Source organism: Rhodococcus sp. ARC_M5 (assembly GCF_022810405.1).
GTDB lineage: Bacteria > Actinomycetota > Actinomycetes > Mycobacteriales > Mycobacteriaceae > Rhodococcoides > Rhodococcoides navarretei.
Map to the genome: position 1 here is coordinate 25,873 of NZ_JALGQE010000003.1, position 15,741 is coordinate 41,613.

Below are 15,741 nucleotides of genomic sequence, written 5' to 3' on the forward strand. Positions count from 1 at the left end.
CGTCAGGTACCGCAGAAGGTCTGAAACCCAGCGCTGAAGCGCTCGGGCGCAGGAGTGGCATACGTCGACCATTCGTCGCGTCGCCCGAACGGTGACGTGACGACCTCGAGCAAGCGCTCGAAGGGCCCGAGATCGCCGTTCGTCGCGGCCTGGAGAGCGGCCTCGACCAGGTGGTTGCGCGGGATGTATGCCGGGTTGACGCGGTCCATGGCGTCGGCGACCGAGGAGAACTCCTCTCCGCGAACAGCGACCGCAGCACGCCAACGCGCGAGCCAACTGCCGGATGCATCGGGTGGGACGAGTGAATCGAACGGTGCCGAGTTCCCTCGTAGGTTCTCGGCGAGAGCGCGGAAGGTGAGGGTCCAGTCGGCGCGGTGGTCCGTGAGCAACCGGTGCAGGTCGTCGACGAGCTCCGCGTCCACGCCGTCGTCTCCCAGGCCGAGTTTGGCCGCCATCGCGGCGGAGTAGTGCTGTCGGTAGCGATCCCCGTACGTGTCCAGGACCGCGGTCAGGGCGGAGATGGCGTCGTTCGGCTCCGAATTGACCAGTGGCAGTAGTGTTTCGCCGAACCGCGCCAAGTTCCAGCCGAGAACGGCGGGTTGGTTGCCGTAGGCGTAACGTCCGCCGTGGTCGATGGAGCTGAACACCGTTGCCGGGTCGTATGCGTCCAGAAAGGCGCACGGCCCGTAGTCGATGGTCTCGCCGGAGATGGTCGTGTTGTCGGTGTTCATGACACCGTGCACGAATCCGACCGACATCCACCTGGCCACCAGGGACGCCTGAGCCTCCACGACGGCCTCGAAGAAGGCGAGGTAGCGATCCTCGGGTTCGAGCTCGGCCAACGTGGGGTAGTGGCGGGCGATCGCGTAGTCCGCGAGGGGCTGCGCGAGTCCTTCCCGCCGAGCAGCGAACTCGAAGGTTCCCACCCGGAGATGGCTGGACGCGACCCTGGCGAGCACCGCGCCGGGTTGCGGACCTCCTTCTCGCACCACCTGCTCCCCGGTCGTGACGACAGCGAGTGATCGGGTGGTGGGGATGTGCAGGGCATGCATCGCCTCGCTGATCAGGTACTCGCGCAGCATGGCAGCCACCACTGCACGCCCGTCACCACCGCGCGAAAACGGTGTTGCGCCGGACCCTTTGAGATGCAGATCGACCAGGCGGCCCCGATCATCGCGGAGCTCTCCGAGCAGCAGCGCTCGGCCGTCGCCCAGCAGAGGTTGGTAACCGCCGAACTGATGACCGGCATAGGCCATCGCTACGGTGACGGTCTCGGCCGGTGGAATGGACCCGGACAGTACGCCTGCCCCCTCGGCGGTGGCCAAGGATTCCGGACCGAGCGCGAGTGACCGGGCCAAGCCGTCGTTGAGGATCAGCACGCGAGGATCCGGTGCGTGGGTGCCCTGCCACGGCACGGTGACACCGGGAACCTGGTCGGCCAGGGTCGATTCGAACCCGAATGCGGGCAGGCTCGTGGTCGACACGCCCGGGCTGGTGGATTCGCTCATGGTTCAGGGGTACCACGAATCGTGGCACCCAATCCCCTGGGGCTCTGCAGTCCGATGCCGATCAGTGGCGAGATGCTGCCGCCACGCTGGCGTCCTTCTTCCCCGCGGAGGTCTCGTACCCGGCCGCCGCATCGAAACGGATGTGCACCCGTCCGTCGTCGCCGTCCACGGACACTCGCGCCCGCACTCGGTACACCTCGGCGATGAGTTCTTCGGTCAGCACCTCCGCAGGGGCACCGCCTGCGACGACCTTTCCGTCCTGGAGCACCAACACCTCGTCGCAGAACATCGCGGCCAGGTTCAGGTCGTGCAGCGCGACGATGCTGGTGATCGGGAGACGAGCGACGAGGGCCAACAATTCGAGCTGGTGATGGATGTCGAGGTGATTGGTCGGCTCGTCCAGCAACATCTCGCGGGGTTGCTGGGCGAGTGCGCGTGCGATGTGCGCCCGCTGCTGCTCACCACCGGACAGCGTGCGCCACAATCGATCTGCTTTGTCGGTGAGTCCGGTCTGCGCGAGCGCATCGTCCACTGCGTCGTCGTCCAAGTCGCTTCCACCGAACGCCCCGCGATGCGGGATACGTCCCAGACGCACGACATCGCCAACTGTCACGTCGACGTCGGTGTGCGCGTGCTGTCCGACGACCGCGACGGCGCGGGCGATGTGTTTGCGTTTGAGCGAACCGAGTTCTGCGCCGTCCAGTTCGACGACACCGGCGGTGGGCGACGCCGCTCCGGCCAGCAGATGCAGCAACGAGGACTTGCCGGAACCGTTGGGCCCCAACAATCCCACCGTGCTGCCGGGCGTGGGGTGCAGCGTCACTCCGTCGACCACCAGAGCCCCGCCGCGTTTCCACGAGACGTTCGACGCGTGCAGAGTCATCGAATTCCCCTCTTGCGAGCCATGATTGCGATGAAGGCGGGAACGCCGACCAGTGCGGTGCCGACACCGACCGGCAGTGGGGTAGGGGCGAACGCGACGCGGGAGACGGCGTCGACCCACACCATGAAGATCGCGCCGATGATGGCAGTGGTGGGCACGAGGCGGCTGTGGTTCGGTCCCACCAACAGTCGCGCTGCGTGCGGAAGAATGAGGCCGACGAATCCGATGGCACCGGCCACACTGACCAATGTCGCGGTGATCAGGGCGGTTCCGACCAGAAGTGCCAGGCGTACCTTCTTGACGTCGAAGCCCAGCGAGGACGCCACCGAGTTGCCGAACGCGAACGCGTCGAGCACATACGCGTAGTAGCAACACACCACCGCACCGATGCCCGCCACCGTCACGCACAGCACGACGTCGTTCCAGCGCACACCCTCGAACGATCCGAGGAGCCAGAACATCACGCCGCGGGTCTCGTCGGAGTCCGCGAACGCGAAGATCACGAACGAGGTGAGCGCAGAGAACAATTGGGTGGTCGCGACACCGGCGAGGATGACGCGGTCGTTTCCGCTGCCGGACATGCGGGCGAGGAAGAGCACCAGAGCAAACGCGACGAGCGCGCCGATGAAGGCACCGCCGGACAGTCCGAGTGCGGCACCGCCGACACCGAGAACACCGACCACGACGGCACCGGTCGACGCACCCGAGGACACCCCGAGCACGAACGGATCGGCCAGCGGATTGCGCAGAAGCGATTGCATGATGACGCCGCAGATACCGAGCCCGACGCCGCTGGCTGCGGCGACCAGCGCGCGGGGAAGCCGTTCCTCCCAGACGATCGCATTCTTGGACACCTTCACCGGGACGTCGGTGATGCCGAGATGATTGAGCACCACATCGCGGACGTTGACCAGTGAGATGTTCGCCGGCCCGAGGGTGATGGCGACCAAGATCGACACCACACACAGCACGACACCGCCCAGCAGAGCCAACACCCAACGCCACAGGTGAAGGGAGGTCTGCGAGCGTTGGACGGTGGGTCGCGGGGCGACGGTCGTGGTCAGGACGACAGTCCCAGGTCGCGCAGTCCGGCGGACACCTTTTCGACGCCGTCGACGGCCCGGATCGACGGGTTCATCTCCGCACCGTGCAGCGAGATGTAGCGCTTGTCACGAACGGCGGCCATCGTGCTGGTGACGGGGTCGGACTCGAGAAATGCGATCTTGTCGGCGAGCAGGTCACCGGGAAAACGGTTGCGCGCCAGGTCGCCCAGTACGAGAACGGTCGGATCCCGATCCACCATGGTCTCCCAACCGACGGCGGGCCAATCGTCGTCGGTATCGGCGAAGACGTTCGTCATACCGGCCGTTCTGGCGAGCAGATCGGCCGAGCCGAGTCCGCCTGCGATGTACGGGCTCTTGGTGTCCGCAAACCAGAATGCCACGGAGACATCCGAATTCGCTGTGGTCGCGGTGGCGTCGTCCATGCGGGTCTTCAGTTCGTCGATGAACTCGGCACCGCGCTCGTTGACGTCGAAGATCGCCGCGAGTTCGGTGATCTCCTGGTACAGCGACTCCATGGTGAGCGGCGTCGTTCGGGTGTTGCCCCCGTTGACGCTGCGGCCGGCGTCGCAGTCGGTCGGTGAAAGATACGTGGCGGCACCGGTTTCGGTGAAGCGCGAACGCTGGGCGACGCCACCCTGTTCGAAGTGTCGTCCGAACGACGCGGTGACGAGGTCGGGCTCGGTGTCTACGACGACCTCGTAGGTCGGGGCGTTGTCTGCCAGCCGGGGAACCGAGGCGTTCGCGTCGGCGAGGTTCTCGCGGACCGGATCGGTCCACGACGCGGTGCCCACCATTCGGTCCTGCACGCCGAGAGAGAGAAGAATTTCGGTGGAGTTCTGATCGAGCGAGACCACTCGCTGCGGGGCAGAGGTGAAGGTGACCGACTCGCCGCAGTTCTCGATCGTCAGCGGATACGAGGTTCCGCCATCGGTGGCCGCCGCGGCCACGTCGGGTACCTCCTCGGACGCTCCGCACGCGACGAGCGATCCGACCAGTGCGGCCGCGACGGAGAGGGTGCCTGCGCGGCGACGAACGTTGAGCACGTGGAATGTCCTTCGGGTTCACACAGCAACGAGCCGCCGGGGTTCACCCGACGGCGCAGCGCGCCCGAGGCGCGCATGAGCACAGGCTAACCTTTGGCTTTCGTGGAGGGAAATCGTCCAGAGGGTTCGACTCCGAACCGGCGTGATGCGCGGCATACTCGACGCATGACCGACTTCAACCAGGCGATCATCGACGAATTTCGGAAGAACGGCGGCCACGTGGCCACGGCGGGCTTCGGTGATGCGCTCGTCGTCCTGCACTCCATCGGTGCCAAGAGCGGCGAGATTCGGTTGAACCCATTGATGGCGATCTCGGAGGACGGCAGCTGGTTGATCGTCGGATCAGCGGCCGGCTCGCCGAAACATCCCGCCTGGGTGCACAACCTCCGTGCACACCCTGGCATCGACATCGAGGTTCCCGGCGACGGGGACGTTCGAACCATCTCGGTGACCGTGTCGGAAATCCCCGACGAGGAGTGGGACGCGAACTGGCAAAAATTCTTGGACGCGTCCGAGGGGTTCGCGAAGTACGTCGAGACAGCCGAAGGGCGACGATTCCCGATCTTCCGTCTCACTCCCGCCTGACTCGGCGAAGGCATTACATCGTTCCGGTTTCCGCGAGCATCGCGTCCCCTGGCAGACTGATCCCGTCGCCACGGGACTCGGGGTCGGCTCGGTGCTCGAGTGTCGAGTCGTGGTGACGTCACCCTCGTACCCGAAGGCCACATCCACATGCATCTGCTTCGACGATGGTGGTCGTTTCCCGCCGATTTCGCCTGGTCGGCCGCCTACCATCGGATGAGCCCGCTGCTGAGCCACGTCCACGTCGCGGTGGGCATCTGGTGCTGGTTCTTCGCGGTACTCTGCGTCGCCGCTGCTCATACACCTGCTGGCTTCGACTCCGGTTCTGCCGAGAAAGCCGGCTATGCGATCGCAGCGGCGAACACACTGGTCGGACTGGCGTGGGTCCGCGGACCGATTCCTACCGAGACGATGTCCAGGTTGTTCGTCGTCTACATCGAGGTCACGATCGCGGCCCTGCTGTTCCTGCTGGCCGACCCGTTCGTCGCGCTCCCTGGGGCAGCGGCTCTCGGGATCATCGGCAGCTACATCGCGGTTTTTCACAATCCGAAGATGTTCGTGGCTCATCAGACCTGGTCCGTTGCGGTGACCGGAGCACTGTTGTTCAGGGCTGTCATGGAGCCTTCGGCCGATGTGGTGCTGGCGTACGCCTATCTGATTCTTCTGACCCTGATCTTGTTCTCTGCGCCGATACTGACCCAGTCACTTCTGTTGTTGTTGCGCAGCGATGCGGCCACTGCCTTCTACGATCCGCTGACCGGGCTGAGGAACAGACGAGGATTGGACGCGGCGATCACTCAGCGAGGCAACGACCCGGACGAGCACGGCAGCACAGCGGCTGTGCTCGTTGTCGATCTGGATGGGTTCAAGCTCGTGAACGACCGGCTCGGGCACGCACACGGTGACGTCGTACTTCGAGTGACGGCCGAGGCGATCGACGCGGCATTCCCGCCGCCCGCCATCACCGCGCGTACCGGCGGCGAAGAATTTGCGATCCTCACCTACGTCGACACAGTCGCGGCGATCGAACAGGTCACCGATCTACAGACACGGCTGGCAGCAGACTCGGAGGTAGGCGTCACCGTCAGCGTCGGCGGTGCTCACCTCGAGGGCACCTCCGTTGCTCGTGACTTCCGCGGAGCCTGGAGCCGAGCGGACGTTGCGATGTACGCCGCGAAGCGGGCGGGCGGAAACTCGGTGTCGTTCGACGTGTGAGCGTTCGAGGAGTCAGTTCTTCGAAAGTCCATGACATGCTCGATGGATGCCCATGCCCGAATGGCAGGACCAAGCGGCACGCCGCGTGTACGAGCGAAATTCCAGCAGAGCAGTCATTTTCGACCCCACCGATCACGAACTGTTCGTCGTTCAGGCCCAGGGCTTCGATTGGCAACTGCTACAGAACGGTTCCGTCCATCGGTATCGAGACCGTTTCGGACTCGACACCGCGAGCGCGCACCTGGCAGATCTCGACTATGTGGTGCACCGCCTCGATGCCGGCTCCTGGCTCGATGTTGCCGCTATGCATACGGCCCTCGCTACCGCACTGTTCTTTCCCGGCTACTACGGGCGAAATCTCGATGCACTGAACGAATGTCTCGGTGACGTGGGGCGGTACAGCTACGGAAGCGACTCGAGCAGTGCCGGAACGGTGTTGGCCATCGCCGGCTTCGATTCTCTTCTCGATATCGATCGACCGACGGCGCTGGGGGTCCTCGACATATTCGCCCGCCACGCGCGTCTGTCCGCGCTGTACGGACACGCCATGCTGTGTCTGATCGAAACCGTCCGCGACGACCTCGGAAAAGTCGGCGGCACGGACGTCTTTCAGGCCTCTGTGGCCGAGTTTCCCCCCGACCCGCCCGAGCCTTTCGACGAGTCGACCATCATCGAGTTCGGGTTTCAGTTCTACGCAACGGCGGACGAAGCCGACGATCTCGCCCTTCGGGTGGAGTCGGCGACGGCTCCGATTCTCGACGAGATCGGCCGATACTGCACTCGTGTCGACTTGGCGTCGGAACGCGCGGGGCAATCCGACGAGCGGCACTCGAGCTCGTCCAGGCGTCGTGCACCCGGACAGGACCTGTACGAGATAAGCATTGCCACGCGGGGAGTCGGAGATCGCAACGTGCTCGGTGAACGGATTTTCGAGGCCGTCACCGGGTTCAGGCTGCCTTTCGAGCAGATGAGCGAGACTCCGTTCGGTGGTCCATTACTGGCCGATGCGCTCGAGAAGTACCCGTCGCTCGACCAGGCCTGATCGGCGAAAGCTCACGGCGTCGGAACACCGACCGACTCGAAGACCTTCTGGCTCTCGGCCGCTCGAGCGGCCAGGGCAGAACCCAGATCGGCGACCTCGGCAGCGAAATCCTCGCGACTCCTGGTATCGGTTTCGTGCAGGAAGGTCGTCGATCCGACTGTTGCACCGCAGTATTCGACGATTCCGCGTTCGATCTGCGTCCGGAAGGCCACGTCGATCCCGTGGCGCTCGAAGCTGTCGGCGTCATCGCCTGCCATGACGACCAGATGAACGGTGAGTCGATCCAGCTTCTTGACGATGCCGTATTCGGCGGTGATGTCGTAGGCCCATCCGCTGACGAAGACCCGATCGATCCACCCCTTCAACAGGGCGGGCATGGACCACCAGTACATGGGAAAGACCAGTACCAACTGATCGGCGCGGTCGATTCTTTCTTGCTCGGCAAGCACGTCCGAGGGTGTCGTTCCTGTGCCCCGGAACAGATTCAGATCGCCGTCGGAATATCGTGGATCGAAGCCCTCGGCGGCGAGATCGGCCGTCTCGACGGTGCCGCCTGCGGTGCGGATCGCGTCCGATACGGATCGGGCGACGTGGTGGGTCAGGGAGCCGGGGTCGGAATGGGAGACTACGACGAGTGCGGTCATGGCTGGTTCCTTCGGTGAGGTGAAACGGCTATGTACCAAGAGTAGGTTACTATTCGTATATAGCGCAAGGAGGTCTCCGATGGCTCGGACGCGACTGTCTCGCTCGGACCGATACGACCAGTTGGTCGAGGTCTCGTGGGCTCTCGTGCGAGCAGAGGGGGCGGATGCCCTCACGCTGGGACGACTCGCCGAACATGCCGGTGTGGCAAAACCGGTGGTGTACAGCCATTTCGCCTCGCGCGCCGAACTCCTGGCCGCGCTGTTCACGGAATTCGACGACCGGCAGACGGTGATGCTGGAGGAGTCCCTCGATTCCTCGGCCGCGTCGTTGGACGGGCGTGCCCGCGCCATCGCCGACTCGTACGTGGGCTGCGCGTTGGCTCAGGGGCGTGAGCTGACGGGTGTGCTTGCGGCACTGGAGGGTTCGCCCGAACTCGAACAGGTCAAACGCTCGGCGGAACGCGCGTACTCCGAGCGCTGCCGGTCGATTCTCGAGCCGTACTGCCCCTCCGGTGAGATTCCGGCACCGTCGATCACCGCGATCTTCGGAGCAGCGGAAGCGCTGTCACAGGCGGCAGTATCCGGATCGCTGAAGCCCGAGGAGGCGACAGGGGAACTGGCCGAGCTGATCAGCGCGGTCGTAGGGAAGGCCTGACCCGCAGATCACTCCGCGACGAACATCGGTCTCCCGGGGGATCGGGCGTTCAGATGGATGCTCCCGAGCCGGCATCCACGGTGGGGAACCGATTTCTCAGGGCATCCAGTTGGCGGTGCAACTCGTACAGTGACTGCTTTTGCGTCTGCGCTTCGTCACTGTGCCATACGTGACTGCGCGAATCGCCGACTCGCAGTGCCTTGCGGGCGAGTTGCTCGGACTCCTCGATTCGAGTGGACGTGGCGGCGATCTCGGTGGTCAGCATGTCGGCGAACACCCGCGCTTGAGCCGCGTCCGAATTCTCTGCCATGTACGTCCACTCTCGATCCCGAGGCTCGACCGTTGATCGTTCGAGTACCGAAGATCAGGATAACCGTCCGGAAAAAAACCGTCGGATCGGCTTCCTGCGACCACGTGCCTCGAGCTACTACTCGGTGTAGTTGGTAGTAAGCTTCCGTCCATGTCTGCGCCAACGGATGGATTCGCGCCTCTGCGCGGTGCCTCCGTGGGCGGACTCTCGGCGTTGATCACCGCCTCTGCCCACACCATGGGTGGCGGGATGCCCCCGTCCGACGCCGCGATCGTGCTGTTGGCACTCGCGTGCGCTGCCGTCGGATACGCGACCGCAGTGGCACCGCGGCTCGGTGCACCTCGCGTCCAACTGCTGGTGATTCTGGCGGTAGCGCAGTCGATCGGCCACCTGCTGCTCACCGTCGTCGACGGTCACCATCACGGTCCGATGATCACCCAGCAGATGTTCGCGGCCCATGTGGTCGCCATCCTGGTCGGCGCACTCGCCATTCGCGGAGCCGAGCACGGAATTCGGCGTGCAGTCACCTCACTCCGCAGGGCTTTGCCTCTGCTGACGGCGCTCGTCGTCGACGACAATCGCATCGCTCCGCCGCTCCCGGTGTATCGGATCCCGGGATCGACGCTCCTGCTCGACCTCTCGGGTTGTGGGAACCGAGGACCACCGGCTCGTACTGCCTGAGCACAGCCCACCGTCTCACTCGCCCTGCTCGTCAGGCGTCGGGTAGTGGGTTGTTGCCGCATTCGATCCTGTACCTCGCACTGTCGTGAATTCGCGCCGTCTACGCACGGCTCGATCCGTCGTGCGATGCCACCTCGCGCATACCTGCGCGCCCACTCATGCCTTCACGAAACGAGTCCTCGTGTCCACACCGGAAATGGAACGCGTCGCCGATCCTTCCCCGCCCACCCGCCCGCCCACCCGCCCGACCAGTCCCCGTAGCTGGCGTCCGCTGATCCTGCGGTTGCACTTCTATGCAGGCATCCTCGTTGCGCCGTTCATCCTGATCGCCACTATCAGCGGCGGCCTCTACGCCGTTGCGCCGACCCTCGAACAACTCGTCTACCGCGATTACGTCCAGGTGGACTCGACCGGCCCAGCCGTGCCGGTCGCACAACAGATCCAGGCGGCCCAGGCCGAGCGGCCGGACCTCACCGTCGCCGCCGTCCGCCCCGCAGCCGAGGCAGGCGACACCACTCGGGTGCTGTTCACCGACCCGAGCCTCGGCGAATCCCAGCGGCTGGCCGTTTTCGTCGACCCTGCCACCGCGACGTCCGTCGGCGAACTGGCGGTCTACGGCTCGTCCAGCGCATTGCCGTTGCGTACCTGGATATCCGAGTTGCACCGGCACCTGCATCTGGGGGAGCCAGGTCGCCTCTACAGCGAACTGGCGGCCTCGTGGTTGTGGGTGATCGCGCTCGGTGGCCTCTACCTGTGGTTCGAGCGCTATCGACGCAATCGCGACAAGGCTCGATTGCTCACCTTCGATCGACAGTCGAAGGGGCGCAACCGGTCGTTGAACTGGCATGGCGTGGCTGGCATCTGGATTGCTGTCGGTCTGATCTTTCTGTCCGCCACCGGTCTGACCTGGTCCACCTACGCGGGTGAGAACGTCACCGAGCTGCGGTCGGCACTGAGCTGGACCACCCCCGCCGTCACGAAGACGATCGGTTCGTCCGACGCGGCGACGAGCGATCATTCCGGTCACGGCGGGCATTCGATGGAGATGCCGGCCGATGCGTCGACAATCGAAAACAACGTCGGGCGTATCGATTCGGTCCTCGACATTGCACAAGCCAACGCCGTCGACGGAGCAGTGGAGGCGTCGATCCCGGCGTCGGACGACACGGCGTTCGTCGTCGCCGAAACGCGTCAGCCCTGGGTGATGTCGAACAACTCCATCTCGATCGACGGCAGTACCGGCACGGTGATCGACACTCAGTACTTCTCGGACTGGGCACTGGCGGCCAAGCTCTCGGCCTGGGGTATTCAGCTGCACATGGGCACGCTTTTCGGTGTGGCCAATCAGCTTGCCCTGCTTGCTCTCGCAGTCGCCCTTGCATCGGTCATCGTGCGCGGCTACATGATGTGGTGGAAACGCCGCCCCACCAAGGCGACCGGTCTCACCGCGGGGCGGCCGCCGCTACGTGGCGGTACTCGCCGCATCTCGCCGATCGCGGCGGTCGTACTGTCGGTGGTCGCGGTCGCTGTCGGCTGGTTCGTCCCACTCCTCGGGCTCAGCCTGGTTGCGTTCCTCGCCGTCGACATGATCCTCGGATCGGTCCGTCGAGCACGAACCAGAACAGCCAATTCCACTGCTTCCCAACATGAAAGCGAACTCGTATGAACCTGTCCCGACGTACCTCGACGCTGATGGCTGCACTGTCGGTCACCGGCCTGATTCTCACCGGATGCTCGAGCAACGAGCCGGCCGCCGCGGCGAAGGAATCCGATTCCGTCGTCGTCCGCGAGCAATGGGTCAAAGCGGCCGACTCCGGTATGACGGCGGCATTCGCCGAACTGCAGAACACCGGCGACTCCGATGTGCACGTGGTCGGTGCATCGTCACCGGCATCGAGCCGAATGGAACTGCACGAGATGGCAACCGGGGCCGACGGTGCCATGGTGATGCGGCCCAAGGAGGGCGGGTTCGTCATTCCGGCGGGCGGCACGCATGTGCTCGCCGCCGGCGGTGATCACTTGATGCTGATGGACGTGACATCGCCGCTGACCCCCGGAGCCGACGCAGAGTTCACCCTCGAGTTCGAGGATGCGTCGTCGACGACGTTCACCGCTCAGGTCCGCGACTTCGCCGGTGCTCAGGAGAACTACGAGCCCGGCACCATGAACATGAACATGGACGGGTCGGCGACCCCTGCGCCGGCGCACGGTGGGTGAGAACGAGAACCGGTCACCACGTTCGCTGAGCCGGCGACGCCTCCTCGGTGGAGGCGTCGCCGCGCTCGGCGTCGCGGGCGTGGGAGCCGCGACCGGTTACGGAATGACCGACCGAGCTGAGGAGACGGTCAGCGGAAGCAACACGGTGCCGTGGCGCGGACTGCATCAGGCGGGAATCGATACCGTTCCGCCGCAAGCACACTCGTCGTTCGTCGGGTTGAATCTGCAGGATCGTGTCGGGCGCGACGAGCTGATCGGGATCCTGAAAGTGTGGACCGAAGATATCGGGCGGCTGACTGCCGGTGCGCCCGCGCTGGCCGATACCGAAGCCGAACTGGCGCTTCGGCCCGCCCGCTTGACGGTGACCGTGGGTCTCGGTCCCGGTGTGTTCGATGCGATCGGTCTGCCGGACCGGCGGCCGTCGTGGCTGGCACCGCTGCCTGCCTTCGGAATCGACCGTCTGGAACCGGGATTCACCGGCGGCGATCTGCTGCTGCAGGTGTGCTCGGACGATCCCGTCACCGTGGCACACGCAGTGCGGGTACTCACCAAGAACGTTCGCTCGTTGGTGACGATCGCCTGGACACAGCGCGGATTCCGGCGGTCGCGGGGTACCGAGGAATCGGGCACCACGATGCGCAATCTGATGGGACAGGTCGACGGCACCGTCAATCCCGCAGCAGGAAGCACGGACTTCGACGGTCTGGTCTGGGATGACGGTAGCGATCAGCCCTGGATGAAACATGGAACGTCGATGGTGTTGCGGCGCATCCGAATCGAGATGGACACCTGGGACGAGCTGGACCGACCCGGCCGGGAACTGTCGGTGGGGCGAACTCTCGACACCGGTGCGCCGTTGACCGGAACCGCCGAGTTCGACGAGGCCGATTTCGACGCGACCGATCGATTCGGTATTCCGGTCATCCCGCCGTCGTCCCACATTGCTCGGGCGCGGCACGCTCACGACGGCGAGCGAATCTTCAGGCGCGCGTACAACTACGACGATCCACCGGATCCAGGGTCGGTCTCGAACTCCGGTCTGCTGTTCGCGAGCTATCAGCGCGATGTGCTCACCCAGTTCCTGCCGATTCAACAGCGCCTCGACGAATTCGATGCGCTGAACGAATGGACGACGCCGATCGGGTCTGCCGTGTTCGCGATACTGCCGGGAGTGGTCGATGACGGGTATCTGGGGCAGAGCTTGTTCGGGTGATCAGGCCCGCATCAGAGCGTTGTCCACTCCGGCCAGGGCCAGGCCCATGCTGGTGGTCATACCGATCCCGGTGGTGACGGTGACGATGTGCACGCCATGAACGGGTTCTTCGAGCAGGAACTCCGAACCCGGTGCCGAGCAATAGGTGCCCTGCCAGCGCTCGGTGACGTCGACGCGGTCGACTCCGAACAGCGACTGGGCTTCGGCGATCAGCACCCGGAATCCCTCCTCGCTCTGGAACGGTGATGTGGTGATCTCGCGAACGTGGGTGTCGCCCAGAAGAATCGACCCGTCCGGTTGTGGGGTGTACATCTGGTGCAGATCGAGTTCGACGTAGCCGGGATACTCGGCCTGCAGGCGAGCGGCGACGTCTGCGACGGCGGGCAGGTTCTCGAAGCCCGAGTACCGGAGCAGTGACCAGCCGGTGAACAGGGGAGAGGGGAGCGGAGCACGCAGCGGCAGGGTGGCGCGCAGCATGTGCAGTCGACACCGCACCAGTCCGCTGCGTTCGGCGCTTTCGGGAAACAGGCGATCGATGTCGTGGTTGACGGTGACGAACGTGGTGCCGGCATGCAGGTTGCCGCGCGAGGTGTGGACGACACCCGGGGCGAACGACGTTGCCGCAGTGCGCCAGTGGAAATCCACGCCGGAGCTCTCGAGCCAACGTCCGATGGCGGGGGCGGCTGCACGTGGGTCCACCTGGATGTCGAGCGGCAGATACATGCCGCCGACCACATCGGTGTCGGCAATGGGAAGTCGGTCCAGTATCGCGGTGCGGTCCAGCAGTTGTGCCTGCTCCGCACCCCGCAGTTCGGCGAACTGCTCGAGCACCGCGAACTCGTCCTCGTGCCGGGCTACGCAGTGTGTCCCCGATTCCGCAGCCCAGAAGCCTGCTGTGCGGGCGAGGTCGAGCCAGTGGCTGCGGCCGGCTCGGGCGTAGGCCAGTGCAGTATCGGATTGCGCTGTGATGCAGGCGTGTCCGAAATTCTGCACCGAGGCACCTGCGACGCGATCGGCATGATCGACGACCGCCACGGTGAGTCCCCGCCGGTGAGCGTGATAGGCGTGTGCGAGGCCGACGATGCCGGCCCCGACGACGACGACGTCGTAAGTGGATGTCATGAGCAGCGTCTTTCTCGAGAGGTCATGTCAGGCGTTCATGACGGCGGTGAAGGTCATCCGGTCTCCGCGATAGAGCGACCGTCGGTGTTCGATAGGAACCCCGTCCGTGTCGTAGGAGACCCGGCCGAGCAGAAACATCGGTGTCCGGGTGTCGACGGTGAGCAGTGCTGCTTCTCGGGCATCGGGGAGGACGGTTTCGATGGTATCGACGACGCGTCCGAAAGTGACTCCCCGTGCTGCCAATTCGGCATACAGCGACGAACGGTGATCGAAACTGCTCTGCAACCCCGGGATTCGATACGCGGGTATGCGAGTCGTTTCCAGTCCCACTCGAACGTCGCCGGTGGTGAAGACGCGTTCGAGTTGCACCACCTCCGAACCTGTCTCGACTCCGAGTAGATCCGCCAGAACGTCGTCGGCTCGGAACACGTCCCAGCCGACCAGAATTCGAGTAGCGCTCATACCCTTCTCGCGCGCGGCCTCGGTGTACGAGCCGATCGCCAACGGCAGCACCACTTTGGGTTCGGCAACCACCGTCGCACGGCCCCGTCGTTCGATTCGACCGGCTACCAACAGCTCTCGGATTGCTTGACGCAGTGTCTCGCGGGACACGTCGTATCGTTCGGCGAGATCACGCTCGGAAGGAAACGCGTCGCCAGCCGACATGCCGTCGAGCATGGCGTCCAGACTTCTCCGCACGATCTGGTGCTTGAGAACGCGAGGTTCGGAGTCCACAACCATGGACCAACCATAGCATCAATTGGTCTAGACCTAATTGTCGCTCGGCGTTCACGATCCGTTCACCGGGGTTCCACGCGATGGTCTATACCAAACGGCAGTCTCGTGCCCATGCCGAACTCCACCAGCCCGAACGCCAGCACCGCCATCGAACTCGTCGTCCTCGACATGGCCGGAACCACTGTCACCGACGACGGTCTGGTACTCGAATCGTTCGATGCCGCTGCCACCGCAGTCGGACTTGCCGACGCCGGTCCGGAACGCGATGACGCCCGTCGCTACGTCCTGGACACGATGGGTCAGTCCAAGATCGAGGTGTTCCGTGCCCTGTTCGGAACGGAGGACCGCGCCCAGGCCGCCAACCGCGCCTTCGAGACGGCCTACGACGCCCGCATCGACGACGGGGTGTCACCCGTACCCGGTGCCGCCCAGGCGATCACGAAGCTTCGCGAGTCCGGAATCACCGTCGTCCTGACGACCGGATTCTCGGTACCCACCCAGAATCGCATCATCGACGCGCTCGGCTGGCGGGATCTGCCCGACGCCTTCCTCGCACCCGGGAGCGCCGGTCGTGGCCGTCCGCACCCCGATCTCGTGCTCTCGGCCGCACTGCTCGCCGAGGTGACCGACATTTCCTCGGTCGCCGTCGTCGGTGACACGTCGAGCGACATTCTGTCCGGTCGCCGAGCCGGCGCGTCTCTGCTGGTCGGTGTGCTCACCGGAGCTCACTCCGAGGACCAGCTGAGCGAGGCCGGTGCGACTCACGTTCTGGACAGCGTCGCCGACCTTCCCCCCATCGTTCTGCCCTGATCATCCACCACACC

17 protein-coding genes are annotated in these 15,741 nt (G+C 64.8%); 9 read left to right on the plus strand and 8 right to left on the minus strand.

Features of this window, described 5'->3' with window-relative positions:
• Positions 1-2: 2 nt before the first annotated feature.
• The 4 genes from MTX34_RS05580 to MTX34_RS05595 form a co-directional block, all read right to left on the minus strand.
• Positions 3-1,508, minus strand: a complete 1,506-nt coding sequence (locus MTX34_RS05580) for a YdiU family protein (RefSeq protein ID WP_243608736.1) — start codon at positions 1,506-1,508, stop codon at positions 3-5.
• A 61-nt stretch (positions 1,509-1,569) separates the two neighbouring features.
• Positions 1,570-2,391 carry an ABC transporter ATP-binding protein gene (locus MTX34_RS05585; protein ID WP_243608737.1) on the minus strand — a complete coding sequence of 274 codons (822 nt, stop codon included), beginning with the start codon at positions 2,389-2,391 and terminating at the stop codon, positions 1,570-1,572.
• On the minus strand, positions 2,388-3,353 hold the full coding sequence (locus MTX34_RS05590; RefSeq protein ID WP_335742728.1) for an iron chelate uptake ABC transporter family permease subunit: 966 nt from the start codon (positions 3,351-3,353) through the stop codon (positions 2,388-2,390). The genes MTX34_RS05585 and MTX34_RS05590 overlap by 4 nt, the downstream gene beginning before the upstream one ends.
• Before the next feature lie 98 nt (positions 3,354-3,451).
• A complete protein-coding gene (locus MTX34_RS05595) occupies positions 3,452-4,498 on the minus strand; it encodes an ABC transporter substrate-binding protein (RefSeq protein WP_243597392.1) in 1,047 nt (348 codons plus the stop codon).
• 165 nt (positions 4,499-4,663) lie between these two features.
• On the opposite strand from MTX34_RS05595, the gene MTX34_RS05600 reads away from it, so the two are divergent.
• From MTX34_RS05600 to MTX34_RS05610, 3 genes are all read left to right on the plus strand, one after another.
• Positions 4,664-5,083, plus strand: coding sequence for a nitroreductase/quinone reductase family protein (locus MTX34_RS05600; protein WP_243597391.1), 420 nt, complete (start codon positions 4,664-4,666; stop codon positions 5,081-5,083).
• A 99-nt stretch (positions 5,084-5,182) separates the two neighbouring features.
• Entirely contained in the window at positions 5,183-6,295 is a 1,113-nt protein-coding gene (locus MTX34_RS05605; RefSeq protein ID WP_243608739.1) for a diguanylate cyclase, read from the plus strand.
• A gap of 46 nt (positions 6,296-6,341) precedes the next feature.
• Positions 6,342-7,337 (plus strand): barstar family protein, encoded by a 996-nt coding sequence (locus MTX34_RS05610; RefSeq protein WP_243608740.1) that lies wholly within the window; start codon positions 6,342-6,344, stop codon positions 7,335-7,337.
• Between the two features lie 11 nt (positions 7,338-7,348).
• Here MTX34_RS05610 and MTX34_RS05615 read toward each other — a convergent pair whose 3' ends face one another.
• On the minus strand, positions 7,349-7,981 hold the full coding sequence (locus MTX34_RS05615; RefSeq protein ID WP_243608741.1) for an NAD(P)H-dependent oxidoreductase: 633 nt from the start codon (positions 7,979-7,981) through the stop codon (positions 7,349-7,351).
• 79 nt (positions 7,982-8,060) lie between these two features.
• On the opposite strand from MTX34_RS05615, the gene MTX34_RS05620 reads away from it, so the two are divergent.
• On the plus strand, positions 8,061-8,636 hold the full coding sequence (locus tag MTX34_RS05620; RefSeq protein WP_243608742.1) for a TetR/AcrR family transcriptional regulator: 576 nt from the start codon (positions 8,061-8,063) through the stop codon (positions 8,634-8,636).
• Between the two features lie 49 nt (positions 8,637-8,685).
• On the opposite strand, the gene MTX34_RS05625 is transcribed toward MTX34_RS05620, so the two are convergent.
• On the minus strand, positions 8,686-8,946 hold the full coding sequence (locus MTX34_RS05625; protein WP_243608743.1) for a hypothetical protein: 261 nt from the start codon (positions 8,944-8,946) through the stop codon (positions 8,686-8,688).
• 150 nt (positions 8,947-9,096) lie between these two features.
• Between MTX34_RS05625 and MTX34_RS05630 the strand changes: the two genes are divergently transcribed.
• From MTX34_RS05630 to MTX34_RS05645, 4 genes are all read left to right on the plus strand, one after another.
• The gene (locus MTX34_RS05630) at positions 9,097-9,627 is read left to right on the plus strand and encodes a hypothetical protein (protein ID WP_243597385.1); all 531 of its coding nucleotides are present in this window, start codon (positions 9,097-9,099) and stop codon (positions 9,625-9,627) included.
• Between the two features lie 181 nt (positions 9,628-9,808).
• Positions 9,809-11,293, plus strand: a complete 1,485-nt coding sequence (locus MTX34_RS05635; RefSeq protein ID WP_243608744.1) for a PepSY domain-containing protein — start codon at positions 9,809-9,811, stop codon at positions 11,291-11,293.
• Positions 11,290-11,844, plus strand: coding sequence for a copper chaperone PCu(A)C (locus tag MTX34_RS05640; protein ID WP_243597383.1), 555 nt, complete (start codon positions 11,290-11,292; stop codon positions 11,842-11,844). The genes MTX34_RS05635 and MTX34_RS05640 overlap by 4 nt, the downstream gene beginning before the upstream one ends.
• The gene (locus tag MTX34_RS05645) at positions 11,837-13,057 is read left to right on the plus strand and encodes a Dyp-type peroxidase (protein ID WP_374638921.1); all 1,221 of its coding nucleotides are present in this window, start codon (positions 11,837-11,839) and stop codon (positions 13,055-13,057) included. Before MTX34_RS05640 ends, MTX34_RS05645 begins: the two co-directional genes overlap by 8 nt.
• Here MTX34_RS05645 and MTX34_RS05650 read toward each other — a convergent pair whose 3' ends face one another.
• Both MTX34_RS05650 and MTX34_RS05655 read right to left on the minus strand, forming a co-directional pair.
• Positions 13,058-14,179, minus strand: a complete 1,122-nt coding sequence (locus MTX34_RS05650; RefSeq protein WP_243608745.1) for a TIGR03364 family FAD-dependent oxidoreductase — start codon at positions 14,177-14,179, stop codon at positions 13,058-13,060.
• 27 nt (positions 14,180-14,206) lie between these two features.
• The gene (locus MTX34_RS05655) at positions 14,207-14,920 is read right to left on the minus strand and encodes a GntR family transcriptional regulator (protein ID WP_243608746.1); all 714 of its coding nucleotides are present in this window, start codon (positions 14,918-14,920) and stop codon (positions 14,207-14,209) included.
• Positions 14,921-15,028: 108 nt separating this feature from the next.
• On the opposite strand from MTX34_RS05655, the gene MTX34_RS05660 reads away from it, so the two are divergent.
• On the plus strand, positions 15,029-15,727 hold the full coding sequence (locus MTX34_RS05660) for a phosphonatase-like hydrolase (RefSeq protein WP_243608747.1): 699 nt from the start codon (positions 15,029-15,031) through the stop codon (positions 15,725-15,727).
• The last annotated feature ends 14 nt before the right edge of the window (positions 15,728-15,741 follow it).